At 70.0% G+C, this 17403-nt stretch carries 13 protein-coding genes; 8 read left to right on the forward strand and 5 right to left on the reverse strand.

The annotated features are described in order from the left end of the window. Positions 1-2: 2 nt before the first annotated feature. The 3 genes from sufB to OG524_RS08735 all read right to left on the reverse strand — a co-directional run bounded on the left by sufB (position 3) and on the right by OG524_RS08735 (position 5922). The gene (gene sufB / locus OG524_RS08725; protein WP_405391517.1) at positions 3-1424 is read right to left on the reverse strand and encodes a Fe-S cluster assembly protein SufB; all 1422 of its coding nucleotides are present in this window, start codon (positions 1422-1424) and stop codon (positions 3-5) included. Next, positions 1421-2161: a helix-turn-helix transcriptional regulator gene (locus OG524_RS08730; protein WP_405391516.1), complete on the reverse strand. Its 741-nt coding sequence runs from the start codon at positions 2159-2161 to the stop codon at positions 1421-1423. Before OG524_RS08730 ends, sufB begins: the two co-directional genes overlap by 4 nt. A gap of 230 nt (positions 2162-2391) precedes the next feature. After that, complete coding sequence (locus OG524_RS08735; protein WP_405809716.1) at positions 2392-5922, reverse strand: S8 family serine peptidase; 3531 nt, start codon at positions 5920-5922, stop codon at positions 2392-2394. A gap of 345 nt (positions 5923-6267) precedes the next feature. On the opposite strand from OG524_RS08735, the gene OG524_RS08740 reads away from it, so the two are divergent. The 3 genes from OG524_RS08740 to OG524_RS08750 all read left to right on the forward strand — a co-directional run bounded on the left by OG524_RS08740 (position 6268) and on the right by OG524_RS08750 (position 9025). After that, entirely contained in the window at positions 6268-7194 is a 927-nt protein-coding gene (locus OG524_RS08740) for an ABC transporter ATP-binding protein (RefSeq protein ID WP_405809717.1), read from the forward strand. Continuing rightward, positions 7191-7958 (forward strand): ABC transporter permease, encoded by a 768-nt coding sequence (locus tag OG524_RS08745; RefSeq protein WP_405391513.1) that lies wholly within the window; start codon positions 7191-7193, stop codon positions 7956-7958. The genes OG524_RS08740 and OG524_RS08745 overlap by 4 nt, the downstream gene beginning before the upstream one ends. A gap of 86 nt (positions 7959-8044) precedes the next feature. Continuing rightward, positions 8045-9025: a COX15/CtaA family protein gene (locus OG524_RS08750; RefSeq protein ID WP_405391512.1), complete on the forward strand. Its 981-nt coding sequence runs from the start codon at positions 8045-8047 to the stop codon at positions 9023-9025. 87 nt (positions 9026-9112) lie between these two features. On the opposite strand, the gene OG524_RS08755 is transcribed toward OG524_RS08750, so the two are convergent. Both OG524_RS08755 and OG524_RS08760 read right to left on the reverse strand, forming a co-directional pair. Beyond that, the gene (locus tag OG524_RS08755; RefSeq protein WP_405391511.1) at positions 9113-9475 is read right to left on the reverse strand and encodes a hypothetical protein; all 363 of its coding nucleotides are present in this window, start codon (positions 9473-9475) and stop codon (positions 9113-9115) included. 100 nt (positions 9476-9575) lie between these two features. Next, positions 9576-10529 carry a heme o synthase gene (locus OG524_RS08760; RefSeq protein ID WP_405391510.1) on the reverse strand — a complete coding sequence of 318 codons (954 nt, stop codon included), beginning with the start codon at positions 10527-10529 and terminating at the stop codon, positions 9576-9578. Between the two features lie 285 nt (positions 10530-10814). Between OG524_RS08760 and tkt the strand changes: the two genes are divergently transcribed. The 5 genes from tkt to pgl are packed head-to-tail and all read left to right on the forward strand — an operon-like array spanning position 10815 to position 17400. Further along, positions 10815-12902 carry a transketolase gene (gene tkt / locus OG524_RS08765; protein WP_405391509.1) on the forward strand — a complete coding sequence of 696 codons (2088 nt, stop codon included), beginning with the start codon at positions 10815-10817 and terminating at the stop codon, positions 12900-12902. A gap of 34 nt (positions 12903-12936) precedes the next feature. Next, positions 12937-14055 (forward strand): transaldolase, encoded by a 1119-nt coding sequence (gene tal / locus OG524_RS08770; RefSeq protein ID WP_405391508.1) that lies wholly within the window; start codon positions 12937-12939, stop codon positions 14053-14055. Between the two features lie 5 nt (positions 14056-14060). Further along, positions 14061-15593: a glucose-6-phosphate dehydrogenase gene (zwf, locus tag OG524_RS08775; protein ID WP_405391507.1), complete on the forward strand. Its 1533-nt coding sequence runs from the start codon at positions 14061-14063 to the stop codon at positions 15591-15593. Further along, positions 15590-16621, forward strand: a complete 1032-nt coding sequence (opcA, locus tag OG524_RS08780) for a glucose-6-phosphate dehydrogenase assembly protein OpcA (RefSeq protein ID WP_405391506.1) — start codon at positions 15590-15592, stop codon at positions 16619-16621. The genes zwf and opcA overlap by 4 nt, the downstream gene beginning before the upstream one ends. Continuing rightward, positions 16618-17400: a 6-phosphogluconolactonase gene (gene pgl, locus OG524_RS08785; RefSeq protein ID WP_405391505.1), complete on the forward strand. Its 783-nt coding sequence runs from the start codon at positions 16618-16620 to the stop codon at positions 17398-17400. The genes opcA and pgl overlap by 4 nt, the downstream gene beginning before the upstream one ends. The last annotated feature ends 3 nt before the right edge of the window (positions 17401-17403 follow it).

Here is a 17403-nt window from a genome sequence, read left to right on the forward strand (position 1 = left end):
TGCTAGCCGACCGAGCCCTCCATCTGCAGCTCGATCAGCCGGTTGAGCTCCAGGGCGTACTCCATGGGCAGCTCCTTGGCGATCGGCTCGACGAATCCGCGCACGATCATCGCCATGGCCTCGAACTCGGTCATGCCGCGGCTCATCAGGTAGAAGAGCTGGTCCTCGGAGACCTTCGAGACGGTCGCCTCGTGACCCATCGACACGTCGTCCTCGCGGACGTCGACGTACGGGTAGGTGTCGGAGCGCGAGATGGTGTCGACGAGCAGCGCGTCGCACAGCACGTTCGACTTGGCGCCCGGGGCACCCTCGCCGATCTCGATCAGACCGCGGTAGGAGGTACGGCCGCCGCCCCGTGCCACCGACTTGGAGACGATGTTGGAGGAGGTGTTCGGTGCCATGTGCACCATCTTGGCGCCGGCGTCCTGGTGCTGGCCCTCGCCCGCGAAGGCGATGGACAGGGTCTCGCCCTTGGCGTGCTCGCCCATCAGGTACACGGCGGGGTACTTCATGGTGACCTTGGAGCCGATGTTGCCGTCGACCCACTCCATGGTCGCGCCCTCGTACGCCACGGCGCGCTTGGTGACGAGGTTGTAGACGTTGTTCGACCAGTTCTGGATCGTCGTGTAGCGGCAGCGGCCGCCCTTCTTCACGATGATCTCGACGACGGCGGAGTGCAGGGAGTCCGAGGAGTAGATCGGGGCGGTGCAGCCCTCGACGTAGTGGACGTAGGCGTCCTCGTCGACGATGATCAGCGTCCGCTCGAACTGGCCCATGTTCTCCGTGTTGATACGGAAGTAGGCCTGGAGCGGGATCTCCACGTGCACACCCTTCGGCACGTAGATGAAGGAGCCGCCGGACCACACGGCCGAGTTCAGCGAGGCGAACTTGTTGTCACCGACGGGGATGATGGTGCCGAAGTACTCCTTGAAGAGCTCCGGGTGCTCCTTCAGCGCGGTGTCGGTGTCCATGAAGATGACACCCTGCGCCTCCAGCTCCTCGTTGATCTGGTGGTAGACGACCTCGGACTCGTACTGCGCGGCGACACCGGCGACGAGGCGCTGCTTCTCCGCCTCGGGGATGCCGAGCTTGTCGTACGTGTTCTTGATGTCCTCGGGCAGGTCCTCCCAGGACTCCGCCTGCTTCTCCGTGGACCGCACGAAGTACTTGATGTTGTCGAAGTCGATGCCCGACAGGTCCGAGCCCCAGTTCGGCATGGGCTTCTTGCCGAACAGCTTCAGGCCCTTGAGCCGGAGATTCAGCATCCACTCCGGCTCGTTCTTCTTCTCCGAGATGTCGCGGACGACAGCTTCGGACAGGCCGCGCTTCGCCGCCGCGCCTGCCGCGTCGGAGTCGGCCCAGCCGAATTCGTACGTGCCCAGGCCATCGAGCTCAGGGTGGGCAGTCTCCGTAGGGAGCGTCATGCGGGGTTCCTCCCGGCCGTACTTGCAGATGCTGATGTGGTGGTCTGTGGTGCTGCGGGGCTGCTGCGCGGGACGAACGTCGTGCACACGCCGTCGCCGTGGGCGAGGGTGGCAAGACGCTGCACATGGGTCCCGAGCAGGCTGGAGAAGAACTCCGTCTCCGCCTCGCACAGCTGCGGGAACTGCTCGGCGACATGCGCGACCGGGCAGTGGTGCTGGCACAGCTGCTCGCCCTGCTGAGGGGCCGGCGCGCTGCGCGCCGTAGCAGCGTACCCGTCGGCCGACAAGGCCTTGGCCAAGGCCTCGGCGCGCGCCTCGGGCTCCGCGGCGTCGACCGCGGCCCGGTACGTCTCCCACTGTGCGGCCATCCGGGAGCGGGCGAAGGCGACGAGCGCCTCGTCCCCGCCCGATTCGGCGATCCACTGGAGGGCGTCGGCGGCGAGCTTGTCGTAGGACTGGTCGAAGGCGTCCCTGCCGCAGTCGGTCAGGGCGAACACCTTGGCCGGGCGGCCACGGGTCCGCGCCCCGTACACCCGCTGTTCGCGGGCCTCGACGACGTCGTCGGAGACGAGGGCGTCGAGGTGACGGCGCACGGCGGCCTGGGTGAGGCCGACGCGCTTCGCCAGGTCGGCGGCGGTGGACGGGCCGTGGTCCAGGATGGAGCGCGCGACCCGGTTGCGTGTCGAACGCTCACCGGTCGCGAGTTCCTCCTGCGGAGCCTCGCCAACGTATTTCACAACGCCATTGTTGCGTAATTCATCCGGGCCTGACAACCCACCCCCGGACCGGGCGCGGTGCGCTTCATCACTTAGGCGAACCTAAGTTGACCTGCGGAAATGATGATCTCCAGCAGGGCTTCGCAGGTGGGAGGTCCGGACCACGGGCAGCGGCCGGGCCTGCGAAAACGCGGGACCGGCCCCCGGCGGAAGGAGATCCGCCGGGGGCCGGTCGAGTGACTGCGGGCCTGTCAGCCCGCCGCGAGGTCGGACCGCTCGGTCACTCTGATCGAGTTGACCAGCGTCCTGCCCTCATTGGCCACGAACCGGAGGTTCAGCTGGCCGTCGGTGACCGTGACGGTGAACGCACGGTCGTGCGCGGTGTACCGCCCGGCCTCCAGCGCCAGGTCGAGGTTGGGCACGACCTGCGCCCCCTCGGCCATCACGTCGAAGACCCGGTCGGTCGGATCGTTGGAGGCGAGCTCGGCGAAGCCCAGCTCGATCCGGTACGTGCCCGGGGGCAGCCCGTCGAAGCGGTACTCGTACATGCCCTGCCGCGCCGTCGCGTAGCGTGCCGGGTCGTCGGTCGCCGAGACGGTCCTCGACGTGGTGACCCGCGAGGTGCTCCCGAGATACCCGTAGGCGCCCGCGGTGTAGGCCGGGTCGACCGTCCAGGTGTCACCGAGCGCGTCGACGGCCGAGTTCCTGGCGCCGGTGTCCAGCGCCGTCTGGTACGCCGGGACGACGACGCTCACCGGGATCTCGATCACCGGCGCACGGCCGCTGCCGCTGGTGAGCACCAGGGTCGCGGTGAGGACCGTGCCGGGCGTGGCGCCGGTCGTGTCGAAGGCGAGCGGAACGGACGCCTTCGCACCCTGGGCGAGCGTGCCCTCGGCGGAGGACAGCCCGAGCCAGCCCACCTCCTGCTTCTCGGTCACGGCGTAGGCCGACTCCGTACCTGCGTTCGCCAGGTCCAGCGCCCGGGTACGGGACTGGCCGGCCGGAACGACCAGCTTCACGGCATCGAGCGAGGACTGCACCAGCGGTGTGCCCAGTGCCGTCGTGGTGTACGCGACGTCGCCCGCCTTCGCGTCGACCGGTGCGGAGGCCGACGCGTAGCGGTCGGCGGAGACCTCCACGGTGTACTCCCCCGCAGTCGGCTGAAGCGCGTACGTGCCGTTGGCAGCCGTGGTCACGCTCTCCCCGCCGACGGTGACGGTGGCACCGGCCAGCGGCTCCTTGTCGTTGGCGTCGACGACCTTGCCGGCCACGACACCGCGGGCCTTGGCACCGAAGGACAGGGTGGTTCCGTCCGTGATGACCGGGGCGTTGAAGGAGTAGAGGAGCGCGTCCGTTCCCGTGGCGTTCTCCAGGCCCACCGTCGCGGTGGCGCCGTTGCCCGGCACGGTCTTGTAGTGGTACGAGACCGAGCCGTCCTCACCGATCACGGCGGAGAACGTGGCGCGTGTGCTGCCGGTCACGACCAGGGCGTCCCGCCACTCGACGACGGCCTTGCGGTGCGGCGCGGTGCCGGTGACCGCCCAGTACACGCCTCCCGAAGCGTCGACCGTCATGTTGTCCCAGAGCGGGTAGAGCGCCCCGTTGGGGGTCCCGGCGGTGGGCAGCGTGGCGTTGGTGCTGCTGGTGGACGACGTACCGAACGCCAGCACACCCTCGAGTGTCGCGGTCGCCGTCGTGTAGCCCTTGCCGTACAGCGCGAAGGTGAACGGCAGGCTGAAGGAGGCCGCGCCCGAGGTGGTGGAGGTGTAGGTCAGCTTCTCGGTGCCTGCCGGGAATTCGGCGGCGCTCTCGGTACTGCAGGAGTAGCCGAAGGTGTCGGTCCGGTCGTCCAGGGTGATGTCCTGGGTGAGGTCGGCGGCGATGTCGACCTTGAGTGAGGTCGCGGAGGCGCAGGCGCCCACCGGCGTGACAGCCAGGGTGTACGAGCCCTGCGGGAGCGTGAGGCTGTACGAGCCGTCGGCCCCGGCCGTCGTGGTGACCGGGGTTCCCTGGGCCGCGACGACGGCGCCCGCCTCGGCGCCCGCGGAGCTGGTGACCTTGCCCGACAGTGTGGCCGAGGGTGCCGGGGCCAGCGGGAAGTCCTTGACCGCCGCACCGTTCTCGACGACGGTCACCGCATCCTTCGCCGGGACGTACCCGAACTTGGTGACGGAGACCTCGTAGTCGCCGACCATCAGCTTGGGCAGGGCGTAGGCGCCGTCCGCCGCGGTCGTCGCGGTCGCGCGCATCGGCCCCTCGAAGGTGACGACGGCATCGGCGACAGCGGCTCCGCCGGAGGTGACGCTGCCGCTGACGGCTCCGAGTGCTCCGCGCGGGGTGGCGTTCACGGCCTCGAAGGCGTCGAGCCGGCCCTCGCCGAAGACGTTGTTGCGGGCGGCCGTGCCACCGCACTGGTCGGCGGCGGTGTCGATGGCCGTGGAGTCGAGCAGCGCCTCGGTGGCCGCGACGTCACCGGCGATGGCGGGCGAGGCCGCCCACATCAGGGCGACGGTCGCCGCGGTGTGCGGCGAGGCCATCGACGTACCGGAGATCGTGTTGTACCCGCCGCCCGCCCAGGAGGAGCGGACGTTGACTCCCGGTGCGGCGAGGTCGGGCTTGATCTCGCCGTTCTCGCCGGTTCCGCGGGCGGAGAAGGAGGCGATGGCGTTGTTGATGTCGAACGCGCCCGAGGAGTAGGAGTTGGTGTACGAGCCGGGGCTGCCCGAGGTGGTGCAGCTGGGGCCGTTGTTGCCGTTGGAGAAGGCCGGGAAGATGCCGGCGTCCCTCCAGGACTGGACGGTGTCCCGGTACCAGGCGTCGTAGACGTTGGCGCCCCAGGAGTTGTTCACCACGTCGGGTGCCAGCTCCGGGCGCGGGTTGGCGCCTGCGGAGTCGGTGGGGGCGACGACCCACTGGCCGGAGGCGAGCAGGGTGTCCCGTGCGCAGGAGCTGGTCGCGCAGCCCTTCGCGGCGATCCACTTGGCGCCCGGCGCGACGCCGATGCCGTCGGCGCCCACCATGGTGCCCATGGTGTGCGTGCCGTGGCCGTTGTTGTCGCACGGTGCGGCCGTGGCGCAGACCGAGGCCGGGTCGAACCAGTTGTAGTCGTGGCTGTACGTGCCGTCGGCCTTGGTGCCGCGGTAGGCGGCCTGGAGCGCCGGGTGGTCGAACTGGACGCCGGAGTCGATGTTGGCGACGACGATGCCCTCGCCCTTGACGCCGAAGCCGCTCCACACCTTGGGCGCGTTGATCCGGTCGATGTTCCACTCGACGGCGTCGACCTCGGGCTCGCCGGTGCCGGGCAGCGGGTCGGGAATCGTGACCGGGTCGTCGGCCTCGATGGTGGCCACGTCGGAACGGGCCGCGATCTTCTCGGCGAGTGCCTTGTCGCCGGTGATCTGCACGGTGTTGGCGATCCAGAACGACCTGTACCGCGCTCCGGCGTCCTTGGCCAGTCCGATGACCCCGGCCTGGGACTTCTTGGCGAACGCGGTCTTCGTTTCGAGAACGGCGCGGGCCTTGGCCGTCTTGCCCTTCGCCCTGTGGGCGGACGTGACATCCGCTTCCGCCTTCAGGCCGACCCAGAAGGTCACCTCGTCCTGCACGGCGAACTGCTTGAGCAGTCTGCCCTCGGACTTGGCCTGGTAAGCGGACTGCGGCGCCGGCTCGGCCTCCCTGGCCTGGGCCGGGGATGCGCTGATCAGGAGCGGTATCGCGGTCGCTGCCGCGGTGAGGAGTGCGGCGGCGGACCGCCGTCTGAGACGCATGGAACGTCTGGTCACGAGCTCTCCTTCAGGAACAGGCGGGGAGCGCCCGCCGCGTAGGGGATGAAGGAACAGGCGCGGGTGCCACTCACAACTGCCGCTGCCCGTGTACGCGTGGGGGGCGCAGCAACCGCATGAGCTCAGGAAGGAGCATGAGGGAGTGACGCATGATACGGAAGGGGGCAGCGGGGCACCTGGGGCGTCATTGGCCGAGCTTTGAGGTGTGCCGAGGTATCACCCGGGGCAGTACGCACGGCTCCCGGAGGGGACTCCCGGCCCCGGCCCGGCCCCACATTGGCCGAATCGCGCCCCCACGGGACCCAGGCCCCCGGGTCCTTCGGTCAATGCCTAGACTTACCGGCCATGAGCAGCGAGCCCGTCGTACAGGTCAAGGCCCTGGTAAAGCGCTACGGCACCAAGACCGCGGTGGACGGCCTCGACCTGGAGGTCCGGGCCGGCGCGGTGACCGCCGTCCTCGGCCCCAACGGCGCCGGCAAGACCACCACCGTCGAGATCTGCGAGGGCTACCGCAGGCCGGACGACGGGACCGTGCGGGTCCTCGGCCTCGACCCGGTCGCCGAATCGGCCGAACTCCGTCCCCGCATCGGCGTGATGCTGCAGTCCGGCGGCGTCTACTCCGGTGCGCGCGCCGACGAGATGCTCAAGCACATGGCGAAGCTGCACGCCCACCCGCTGGACGTCGGCATGCTCATCGAACGTCTGGGACTCGGCAGCTGCGGCCGAACCAGCTACCGCCGGCTCTCCGGTGGCCAGCAGCAGCGCCTCGCCCTGGCGATGGCCGTCGTCGGCCGGCCCGAGCTGGTCTTCCTGGACGAACCGACCGCGGGTCTCGACCCGCAGGCCCGCCGCTCCACCTGGGATCTGATCCGGGAGCTGCGCACCGACGGCGTGTCGGTCGTCCTCACCACCCACTTCATGGACGAGGCCGAGGAACTCGCCGATGACATCGCCGTCATCGACGCGGGCCGCGTCATCGCCCAGGGCAGCCCCGAGCAGCTGCGCCGTGGCGGCGCCGAGAACACCCTGCGCTTCACCGGCCGTCCCGGGCTGGACCTCGCCTCGCTCCTCAAGGCGCTGCCCGAGGGCAGCGAGGCGGCCGAGCTCACCACGGGGGCGTACCGCATCACCGGGCGCATCGACCCGGAACTGCTGGCCACCGTCACCTCCTGGTGCGCCCAGCACGGGGTGATGCCGGACGGCATAGCGGTGGAGCGGCACACCCTGGAGGATGTCTTTCTCGAACTGACCGGCAAGGAGCTGCGCGCATGAGCGCCGGTACGTACACCCCGCGCCCCGGCGCCGCCCCGCTGCCCCGCATGATCGCCGCGCAGGCCGCGCTGGAGACCCGGATGCTGCTGCGCAACGGCGAGCAGCTGCTGCTGACGGTCGTCATCCCGACGCTGCTGCTGGTGCTGTTCAGCGCGGTCGACATCATCGACACCGGCACGGGCGAGCCGGTCGACTTCCTGGCGCCGGGCGTCCTCGCCCTCGCGGTGATGTCGACGGCCTTCACCGGCCAGGCCATCGCGACGGGCTTCGAGCGGCGCTACGGGGTGCTCAAGCGGCTGGGAGCCTCGCCGCTGCCGCGCTGGGCGCTGATGGCGGCGAAGACCCTCGCGGTGCTGGTCACCGAGGTGCTGCAGGTCGTCCTGCTCACGGTGATCGCCTTCGCGCTGGGCTGGTCGCCGCAGGGCGACCCGTTCGCGGTGCTGCTGCTCCTGGTGCTGGGCACGGTGGCCTTCTCAGGCCTCGGGCTGCTGATGGCGGGGACCCTGAAGGCCGAGGCGACGCTCGCCGCGGCCAATCTGGTCTTCCTGCTGTTGCTGGTCGGCGGCGGGGTCATCGTGCCGCTGGACAGGTTCCCCGGCGCCGCGCAGTCGGTGCTGGGGCTGCTGCCGATCTCGGCCCTCTCGGACGGGCTGCGGGACGTCCTGCAGCACGGTGCCGGGATGCCGTGGGGGAATCTCGCCATCCTCGCGGTGTGGGCGGTGCTGGGGCTTGGCGCGGCGGCGAAGTTCTTCCGCTGGGAGTGAGCATGCGGTGACATACCGCTGATGTCCGGAGCCATCCGGGAATGACCCCCACCCCTCGTGAAAACGTGCACAAGCCGTTGCCTACGATGGGGCGCGTGGAAACACCCCTCTCCTACATCGCCAAGCGCTGGACGCCGTCCGTGAAGACCGCGAGGCGCGCCGCGCTCTCGGCGGTCGTGATGACCGTGTTCATCATCGTCACGGGCGGGGCCGTCCGGCTGACCGGTTCCGGTCTGGGCTGCGACACCTGGCCCAAGTGCACGGACGAGAGCCTCTTCGCCACCCCCGAGCAGGGCCTCCACGGGGCGATCGAGTTCGGCAACCGGATGCTCACGTACGTCCTGTCGGCCGCGGTCGGCTGGGCGATCATCGCGGCGCGCTCCCTGAAGCCCCGCCGGCGCGGCCTGACCCGGCTCGCCTGGTCCCAGTTCTGGCTCGTGATGGGGAACGCCGTCATCGGCGGGATCACCGTCTGGGCGGGCCTCAACCCGTGGTCTGTGGCGGGACACTTCCTGCTCGCCAACTGCCTGCTCACGGTGGCCGTCATCACGTGGGTGCGGATCGGCGAGGGCGACGGTCCGCGGCGCCCCCGGGCCCCGAAGCCGGTACGCGGCCTGTCCTGGGCGATCGTCGCGGCCTCGGTGGTCCTGATCACCCTCGGCACCACGGTGACGGGTTCCGGCAAGCACGCCGGGGACAGCAGCGACGTGCCGCGCATGCCGTGGGACTGGACGGCGGCCGCCCATGTGCACGCGGTCGCCGCCTGGGTGGTCTGCGCCCTGGCGGTCGCGATGTGGCTGGCCCTGCGGGTCGTGGACGCGCCGGCCGACACCCGCGCCCGTGCACGCGACCTGCTGGTCGTCCTGCTGGCGCAGGGCGTCATCGGGTACGTGCAGTTCTTCAGCGACGTCCCCGAGATCCTCGTCGGCCTCCACATGCTCGGCTCGGGCCTGATGTGGATCGCCGTGCTGCGGTTGCTGCTGTCGCTGCGCGAGCGCCCGGTGGCGGGGGCCACCGTTCCCGCCCCGGCGGCCGGACAGCAGCCGGAGCACGCACCCGCGGTCTGATCCGCACGAAGGCCTGATCCACGCGAACGGCCTCCGCCGTCGTATCCGTCCCGGGTACGACGGCGGAGGCCGTTGCGGTGTGCGGGCTCAGCCGTTCGACGGGCCGCCGACCTGGATGCCGGCCATCCGGGACCACTCGTACGGGCCGGTGCGGACCTTGGCCGCGAACTCCCCGTCGAAGGTCTCGTGCAGGGTGAGGCCGGCCTTCCGCGCGGCGCTCTCGGCGACGGCGTACGAGGGGGCGACCAGGTCGCCCCAGCCGCCGTCCTCACCCACGAGCACGATGCGGGTGCCCATCTCGCCGATGTAGGCGAGCTGCCCCTCGGCTCCGCCGTGCGCCTTGCTGAAGGCGCCGATCTGCTTGGCGAGCTTCGTGGCCCTGCGCTCCGCGCGGGCCGCGTGCCTGCTGTCGTCCGTCTGCTGGGTCTGGGGCTCTGCCGTCTCTGCCATGAAAAGGATGCTACCGACGGGTAGATCAACTGGCGACGGGCGGGGGGCGTGGCATGGGCCACGTCCCCCGCCCGTCGGCGGAGCTCCGGTGCGTGCGGGACTACCTGAGGAAGGGGTCCACCGCGACGGCGACGAAGAGGAGCGAGACATAGGTGATGGACCAGTGGAACAGCCGCATCTCCTTGAGCTTCCCGCCGGTCACGCCCGCCTTCGCCCGGTTCTGCAGGCCGTGGGCCTCCCAGAGCCAGAAGCCACCGGTCACCAGCGCGACCGACGTGTAGAACCAGCCGGTGTAGCCCAGCGGGGTGAGGAGCAGCGAGACGGCGACCATGACCCAGCTGTAGAGAACGATCTGGCGGGCCACCACCCGGTTGGAGGCGACGACCGGCAGCATCGGGACACCGACCCGGGCGTAGTCCTCCTTCACCTTCATCGACAGCGGCCAGTAGTGCGGCGGCGTCCAGAAGAAGATGACGGCGAAAAGAATGACGGCGGCCCAGGACATCGAATTGGTCACGGCGGACCAGCCGATGAGTACGGGCATGCATCCGGCGATTCCGCCCCAGACGATGTTCTGCGAGGTCCGGCGCTTCAGCAGCATCGTGTAGACGACGACATAGAACAGAAGTGCGCCGAGTGAGAGGGCGGCGGAGAGCCAGTTGACCAGCAGTCCGAACCAGACCGTGGAAATCACCGCGAGGGTGATTCCGAAGGCCAGGCACTCGCGCGGGCTCACCATGCCGGTGACCAGCGGCCGCTGCGACGTGCGGTCCATCAACGCGTCGATGTCACGGTCGATATACATGTTGAGCGCATTGGCACCGCCCGCGGAGAGATATCCGCCGATGGTGGTAGTGACTACGAGCCATAGGTCGGGCACGCCCTGAGCAGCCAGGAACATCACCGGAACGGTGGTGATCAGCAGCAGCTCGATGATGCGCGGCTTGGTAAGTGCCACGAATGCCTTGATGCGGACCCCGAACGGGCGATGGCCCACTGGGCTCGGAGTCAAGGCGACCCCTGCGGGTCGGGACTCGACGGCCGTCACGCACACCCCTGACAGAGAAATCCCAGCAAGCTCCGGGCATGAAGGCCCGGTAAAGACTTGCGCGAACCAGACCACTGTAGACGTTGGGCATACGCCCCTCTTCGCGGGGGTGGGGTCGTGTTGGAGTGGCGCAGAAGTGAACGGCGGCGCTCATACGGGAGGCGAACTCCGCAGGTCGCCCGCACTGCGGAATGGGCAGAAGTAGGGCCTTGTTCCGGGGGTAGGCTCGGCATTGCCCGGTGCGGTAACCAGTCACCGGTTTACAACAGTGGAGAGGAGCCCTGACTCAGGGTGAGCACCAAGCCGACCACCACAGACCTCCAGTGGACCGAATTGGACCAGCGGGCCGTGGACACTGTCCGCGTCCTCGCCGCGGACGCCGTACAGAAGGTCGGAAACGGCCACCCGGGTACGGCGATGAGCCTGGCTCCTGCTGCGTACACCCTCTTCCAGAAGGTGATGCGCCATGACCCGGCGGACGCGGACTGGACCGGCCGGGACCGGTTCGTACTCTCTGCCGGCCACTCCAGCCTGACGCTGTACATCCAGCTCTACCTGGCCGGATACGGCCTGGAGCTGGACGACCTCAAGGCGTTCCGCACCTGGGGCTCCAAGACCCCGGGTCACCCGGAGTACGGCCACACCACCGGTGTCGAGACGACGACCGGCCCGCTGGGCCAGGGTGTCGCCAACGCCGTGGGCATGGCGATGGCCGCCCGCTACGAGCGCGGCCTGTTCGACCCGGAGGCGGCCACCGGCACCTCCCCGTTCGACCACACCGTCTGGGTCGTCGCCGGTGACGGCTGCCTCCAGGAGGGCATCTCCGCGGAGGCGTCCTCGCTGGCCGGCCATCAGAAGCTCGGCAACCTGGTCCTGCTGTGGGACGACAACCACATCTCGATCGAGGGCGACACGGAGACCGCGGTCTCCGAGGACACCCTCAAGCGCTACGAGTCCTACGGCTGGCACGTCCAGCGGGTGGAGCAGTCGCCCTCCGGCGACCTGGACCCCGAGGGCCTCTACAACGCGCTGCAGGCCGCCAAGGCCGAGACGGAGCGCCCGTCGTTCATCGCGGCCCGCTCGATCATCGCCTGGCCCGCCCCGAACGCCCAGAACACCGAGGCCGCGCACGGCTCGGCGCTCGGCGACGAGGAGATCGCGGCCACCAAGCGCGTCCTCGGCTTCGATCCGGAGAAGACCTTCGAGGTCTCCGACGAGGTCATCTCGCACACCCGTGAGGCCCTGGACCGCGGCCGTGAGGCCAAGGCCGAGTGGGAGAAGTCCCTCGCCGCGTGGCGCACCGCCAACCCGGAGCGCGCCGCCGAGTTCGACCGCATCTCCGCGGGCGAGCTGCCCGAGGGCTGGGAGGACAAGCTGCCGGTCTTCGAGGCGGGTCACTCCGTGGCCACGCGTGCGGCCTCCGGCAAGGTCCTCCAGGCGCTCGGTGGTGTCATCCCCGAGCTGTGGGGCGGCTCCGCCGACCTCGCGGGCTCGAACAACACCACGATCGACAAGACGTCGTCGTTCCTCCCGGTCGGCAACCCGCTGCCCGAGGCCGACCCGTACGGCCGGACGATCCACTTCGGCATCCGCGAGCACTCCATGGCCGCGGCCATGAACGGCATCGCGCTGCACGGCAACACCCGTATCTACGGCGGCACCTTCCTGGTGTTCTCCGACTACATGCGCAACGCCGTGCGCCTGTCCGCGCTGATGCACCTCCCGGTGACGTACGTGTGGACGCACGACTCGATCGGCCTCGGCGAGGACGGTCCGACCCACCAGCCGGTGGAGCACATCGCCTCGCTGCGCGCCATCCCGGGCCTCAACGTCGTCCGTCCGGCCGACGCCAACGAGACGACCATCGCCTGGCGCGAGATCCTCGGGCGCGGCAAGAAGGACTTCGGCAGGAGCGCCCCGCACGGCCTGGCGCTGACCCGCCAGGGTGTGCCCACCTACCCGGCGAACGAGGACGCGGCCAAGGGCGGCTATGTGCTCTTCGACGCCGAGGGCGGTGAGCCCCAGGTCGTTCTGATCGGTACGGGCTCCGAGGTCCAGCTGGCCGTCGAGGCCCGCGACGAGCTCCAGGCTGCCGGTGTGCCGACCCGTGTGGTGTCGGTGCCGTGTGTCGAGTGGTTCGAGGAGCAGGACCAGGCGTACAAGGACAGCGTGCTGCCGCCGTCCGTGAAGGCCCGGGTCGCCGTCGAGGCGGGCATCGGCCTGACCTGGCACCGGTACGTGGGCGACGCGGGCCGGATCGTCTCGCTGGAGCACTTCGGTGCCTCGGCCGACGCCAAGGTCCTCTTCCGTGAGTTCGGCTTCACCGCCGAGCACGTGGCCGCCGCCGCCCGGGAATCTCTCGCCGCCGCCGCGCGCTGACGCGGACATACGACTAGTAGGAGATGCAATTCTCATGACAGACGCACTCAAGCGCCTCTCCGACGAGGGCGTGGCGATCTGGCTCGACGATCTGTCCCGCACCCGGATCACCTCCGGCAACCTCGCAGAGCTGATCGACCAGAGCCACGTCGTGGGTGTCACGACCAACCCGTCGATCTTCCAGAAGGCGATCTCGCAGGGCCACGGTTACGACCAGCAGCTCACCGACCTCGCCACCCGCAAGGTCACGGTCGACGAGGCCATCCGCATGATCACGACGGCCGACGTCCGTGACGCCGCCGACATCCTGCGTCCGGTCTTCGACGCCACCGGCGGCCAGGACGGCCGGGTCTCGATCGAGGTCGACCCGCGTCTGGCCCACCACACGGCGCCCACCGTCGCCGAGGCCAAGCAGCTGGCCTGGCTGGTGGACCGGCCGAACACGCTCATCAAGATCCCGGCGACGAAGGCCGGTCTGCCGGCGATCACCGAGGTCATCGGCAAGGGCATCAGCGTCAACGTCACGCTGATCTTCTCGCTGGAGCGCTACCGCGAGGTCATGGACGCCTACCTGGCGGGCCTGGAGAAGGCGAAGGCCGCCGGCCTGGACCTCTCCAAGATCCACTCCGTGGCGTCCTTCTTCGTGTCCCGCGTGGACACCGAGATCGACAAGCGCCTGGACGCGATCGGCGGCGACGCGGCGAAGGCCGCGAAGGGCAAGTCCGCCCTCGCCAACGCGCGCCTGGCCTACGAGGCGTACGAGGAGGTCTTCGCGGGTGCCCGCTGGGCCGCCCTCGACAAGGCGCGGGCCAACAAGCAGCGTCCGCTGTGGGCCTCGACCGGTGTCAAGGACCCGGCCCTCAAGGACACCCTGTACGTCGACGAGCTCGTCGCGCCGAACACGGTCAACACGATGCCGGAGGCGACTCTGGACGCCGTGGCCGACCATGGTGAGATCACCGGCAACACCGTCGCCGGTTCCTACGACCAGGCCCGTGCCGACCTCGACGCCGTCAAGGAGCTCGGGGTCGGCTACGACGACGTCGTCCAGCTCCTGGAGGACGAGGGCGTCGAGAAGTTCGAGGCGGCCTGGATCGACCTGCTCAACTCCACCGAGGCAGAGCTCAAGCGCCTCGCTCCTTCGGAGGGCTGACCACCTTGTCTGGTGTTCCCGGAGCCAACCCGCTCCGTGACGCCCAGGACCGACGGCTCCCGCGCATCGCGGGGCCGTCGGGCCTGGTCATCTTTGGCGTCACGGGCGATTTGTCCCGTAAAAAGCTGATGCCCGCCGTCTATGACCTGGCCAATCGCGGCCTGCTGCCGCCGGGCTTCTCGCTCATCGGCTTCGCGCGCCGCGACTGGGAGGACGAGGACTTCACCCAGGTCGTCCACGACGCCGTCAAGCAGCACTCGCGGACGCCGTTCCGCGAGGAGGTCTGGCAGCAGCTCATCCAGGGCATGCGCTTCGTCCAGGGCAACTTCGACGACGACGTGGCCTTCGAGACGCTGAAGTCCACGATCGAGGAGCTCGACAAGGCGCAGGGCACGGGCGGCAACTTCGCCTTCTACCTGTCCGTACCGCCGAAGTTCTTCCCCAAGGTCGTCCAGCAGCTCAAGAAGCACGGGCTGGCGGACCAGAAGGAGGGCTCCTGGCGGCGCGCCGTCATCGAGAAGCCGTTCGGCCACGACCTCACGAGCGCGCAGGAGCTCAACCAGCTCGTGCACGACGTGTTCCCGCCGAACGAGGTCTTCCGTATCGACCACTACCTCGGCAAGGAGACGGTCCAGAACATCCTGGCGCTGCGCTTCGCCAACACGATGTTCGAGCCGATCTGGAACAGGTCGTACGTCGACCACGTCCAGATCACGATGGCCGAGGACATCGGCATCGGCGGCCGGGCCGGCTACTACGACGGCATCGGCGCGGCCCGTGACGTCATCCAGAACCACCTGCTGCAACTGCTCGCGCTGACCGCGATGGAGGAGCCGGGCTCCTTCCACCCGAAGGCCCTGGTCGCCGAGAAGCTCAAGGTGCTCACGGCGGTGGAGCTGCCGGAGGACCTGGGCAAGCACACGGTGCGCGGCCAGTACGCGCACGCGTGGCAGGGCGGCGAGGAAGCGCTCGGCTATCTGGAGGAGGACGGTATCGACCCCAAGTCGAAGACCGACACCTTCGCCGCGATCAAGCTGACGGTCAACAACCGCCGCTGGGCGGGCGTGCCGTTCTACCTCCGTACCGGGAAGCGGCTCGGCCGTCGGGTCACGGAGATCGCGGTCGTCTTCAAGCGCGCCCCGTACCTGCCCTTCGAGTCGGGTGCGACGGAGGAGCTGGGCGGCAACGCCCTGGTCATCCGGGTGCAGCCGGACGAGGGTGTCACGGTGCGCTTCGGCTCCAAGGTGCCCGGTACCTCCATGGAGGTCCGGGACGTCACGATGGACTTCGCGTACGGCGAGTCCTTCACGGAGTCCAGCCCGGAGGCGTACGAGCGGCTCATCCTGGATGTCCTGCTCGGCGACGCCAACCTCTTCCCGCGCCACCAGGAGGTCGAGCTCTCCTGGAACATCCTCGACCCGATCGAGGAGTACTGGGACAAGCACGGCAAGCCCGCCCAGTACGCGGCCGGCACCTGGGGTCCGGCCGAGGCCGACGAGATGCTCGCACGCGACGGACGGAGCTGGCGCCGGCCATGAAGATCGATCTCACGGAAACCACGTCCAGCAAGATCAACCAGGCCCTGGTGTCGGCCCGTCGTTCCATCGGCACCCCGGCCATCGGCATGGTGCTCACCCTCGTCGTCGTCACGGACGAGGAGAACGCCTACGACGCGCTCCGGGCGGCTGCGGACTCCTCGCGCGAGCACCCTTCGCGGATCATCGCGGTGATCAAGAGGATCAGCCGTTCGCCGCGCAGCCGGCGCGACGCGCGGCTCGACGCCGAGATCCGGGTCGGTTCCGACTCGGGCTCCGGCGAGACCGTCGTCCTGCGTCTGCACGGTGAGCTGGCCAACCACGCCCAGTCGGTCGTCCTGCCGCTGCTGCTGCCGGACGCCCCGGTCGTGGCGTGGTGGCCGGAGGACGCCCCGGCGGACCCGGCGAAGGACCCGCTGGGGGCGCTGGCCCAGCGCCGCATCACCGACACGTACTCCGCCGAGCACCCGCTCGACGAGCTCGCGGTGCGTGCGGCGACGTACCACCCGGGTGACACCGACCTGGCCTGGACCCGCATCACGCCGTGGCGCTCGATGCTGGCGGCGGCGCTCGACCAGCAGCCCGCGCAGGTCATCTCGGCGACGGTCGAGGGCGAGTCGGACAACCCGAGCTGCGAACTGCTGGCCATGTGGCTCGCGGACCGGCTCGGCGTCGCGGTGGAGCGCACCCTGTCCGGCGGTCCGGGTCTGACGGCCGTGCGGCTGGAGACCAAGAACGGCGTCATCGTTCTGGACCGGGCCGACGGCTCGCTGGCCACGCTCTCCATGGTGGGGCAGCCGGACCGTGCGGTCGCGCTGAAGCGGCGGGAGACCGCGGAGCTCCTGGCGGAGGAGCTGCGGCGGCTGGACCCGGACAACATCTACGAGGCCACGGTGAAGTTCGGCGTCGAGCGCCTCGGCGGCCCCGCCGAGGCGTCGTCGGTGGGTGCCGGGCACAAGCCGTCGTCCCCGGCCGGTGCGGCCGCTCCGGCGGCGAAGAAGGCCGCGGCCAAGAAGGCGGCCTCGAAGTGAGTGCTCCGCAGCTCGTCGTGCACCGCGACAAAGAGCTGATGGCCCAGGCCGCGGCGGCCCGGCTGATCACGAAGATCGTGGACGCCCAGGCCGCCCGTGGTTCCGCCTCGGTGGTCCTCACCGGCGGGCGCAACGGCAACGGCCTGCTGGCCGCGCTCGCCGGGTCGCCCGCGCGGGACGCGGTCGACTGGTCGCGGCTCGACCTGTGGTGGGGCGACGAGCGGTTCCTGCCCGAGGGCGATCCGGAGCGCAACGTCACGCAGGCCCGTGAGGCCCTGCTGGACGCGGTGCCGCTGGACCCGTCCCGGGTGCACGCGATGCCCGCCTCGGACGGTCCGTCCGGCGGCGACGCGGATGCCGCCGCCGCGGGGTACGCCGCCGAGCTGGCGGCCGCGGCGGGCCCGGAGGACCACGGGCCGGTTCCGACGTTCGACGTGCTGATGCTGGGCGTGGGCCCGGACACGCATGTGGCGTCGCTCTTCCCGGAGCTGCCGGCGGTACGGGAGACCCGGCGCACCGTCGTCGGTGTGCACGGGGCCCCCAAGCCGCCGCCCACCCGGGTCTCGCTCACGCTGCCGGCCATCCGCGCGGCGCGCGAGGTGTGGCTGCTGGCCGCGGGTGAGGACAAGGCCGGGGCGGCGGAGATCGCACTGTCCGGCGCCGGGGAGATCCAGGCCCCGGCGGCGGGTGCGTACGGCCGCAGCCGCACGTTGTGGCTGCTGGACGCGGCGGCGGCCTCGCGGCTGCCGCGGGCGCTGTACCCGCCCGCCTCTGCGTAGAGG

It is taken from the genome of Streptomyces sp. NBC_01520 (assembly GCF_045040375.1).
GTDB lineage: Bacteria > Actinomycetota > Actinomycetes > Streptomycetales > Streptomycetaceae > Streptomyces.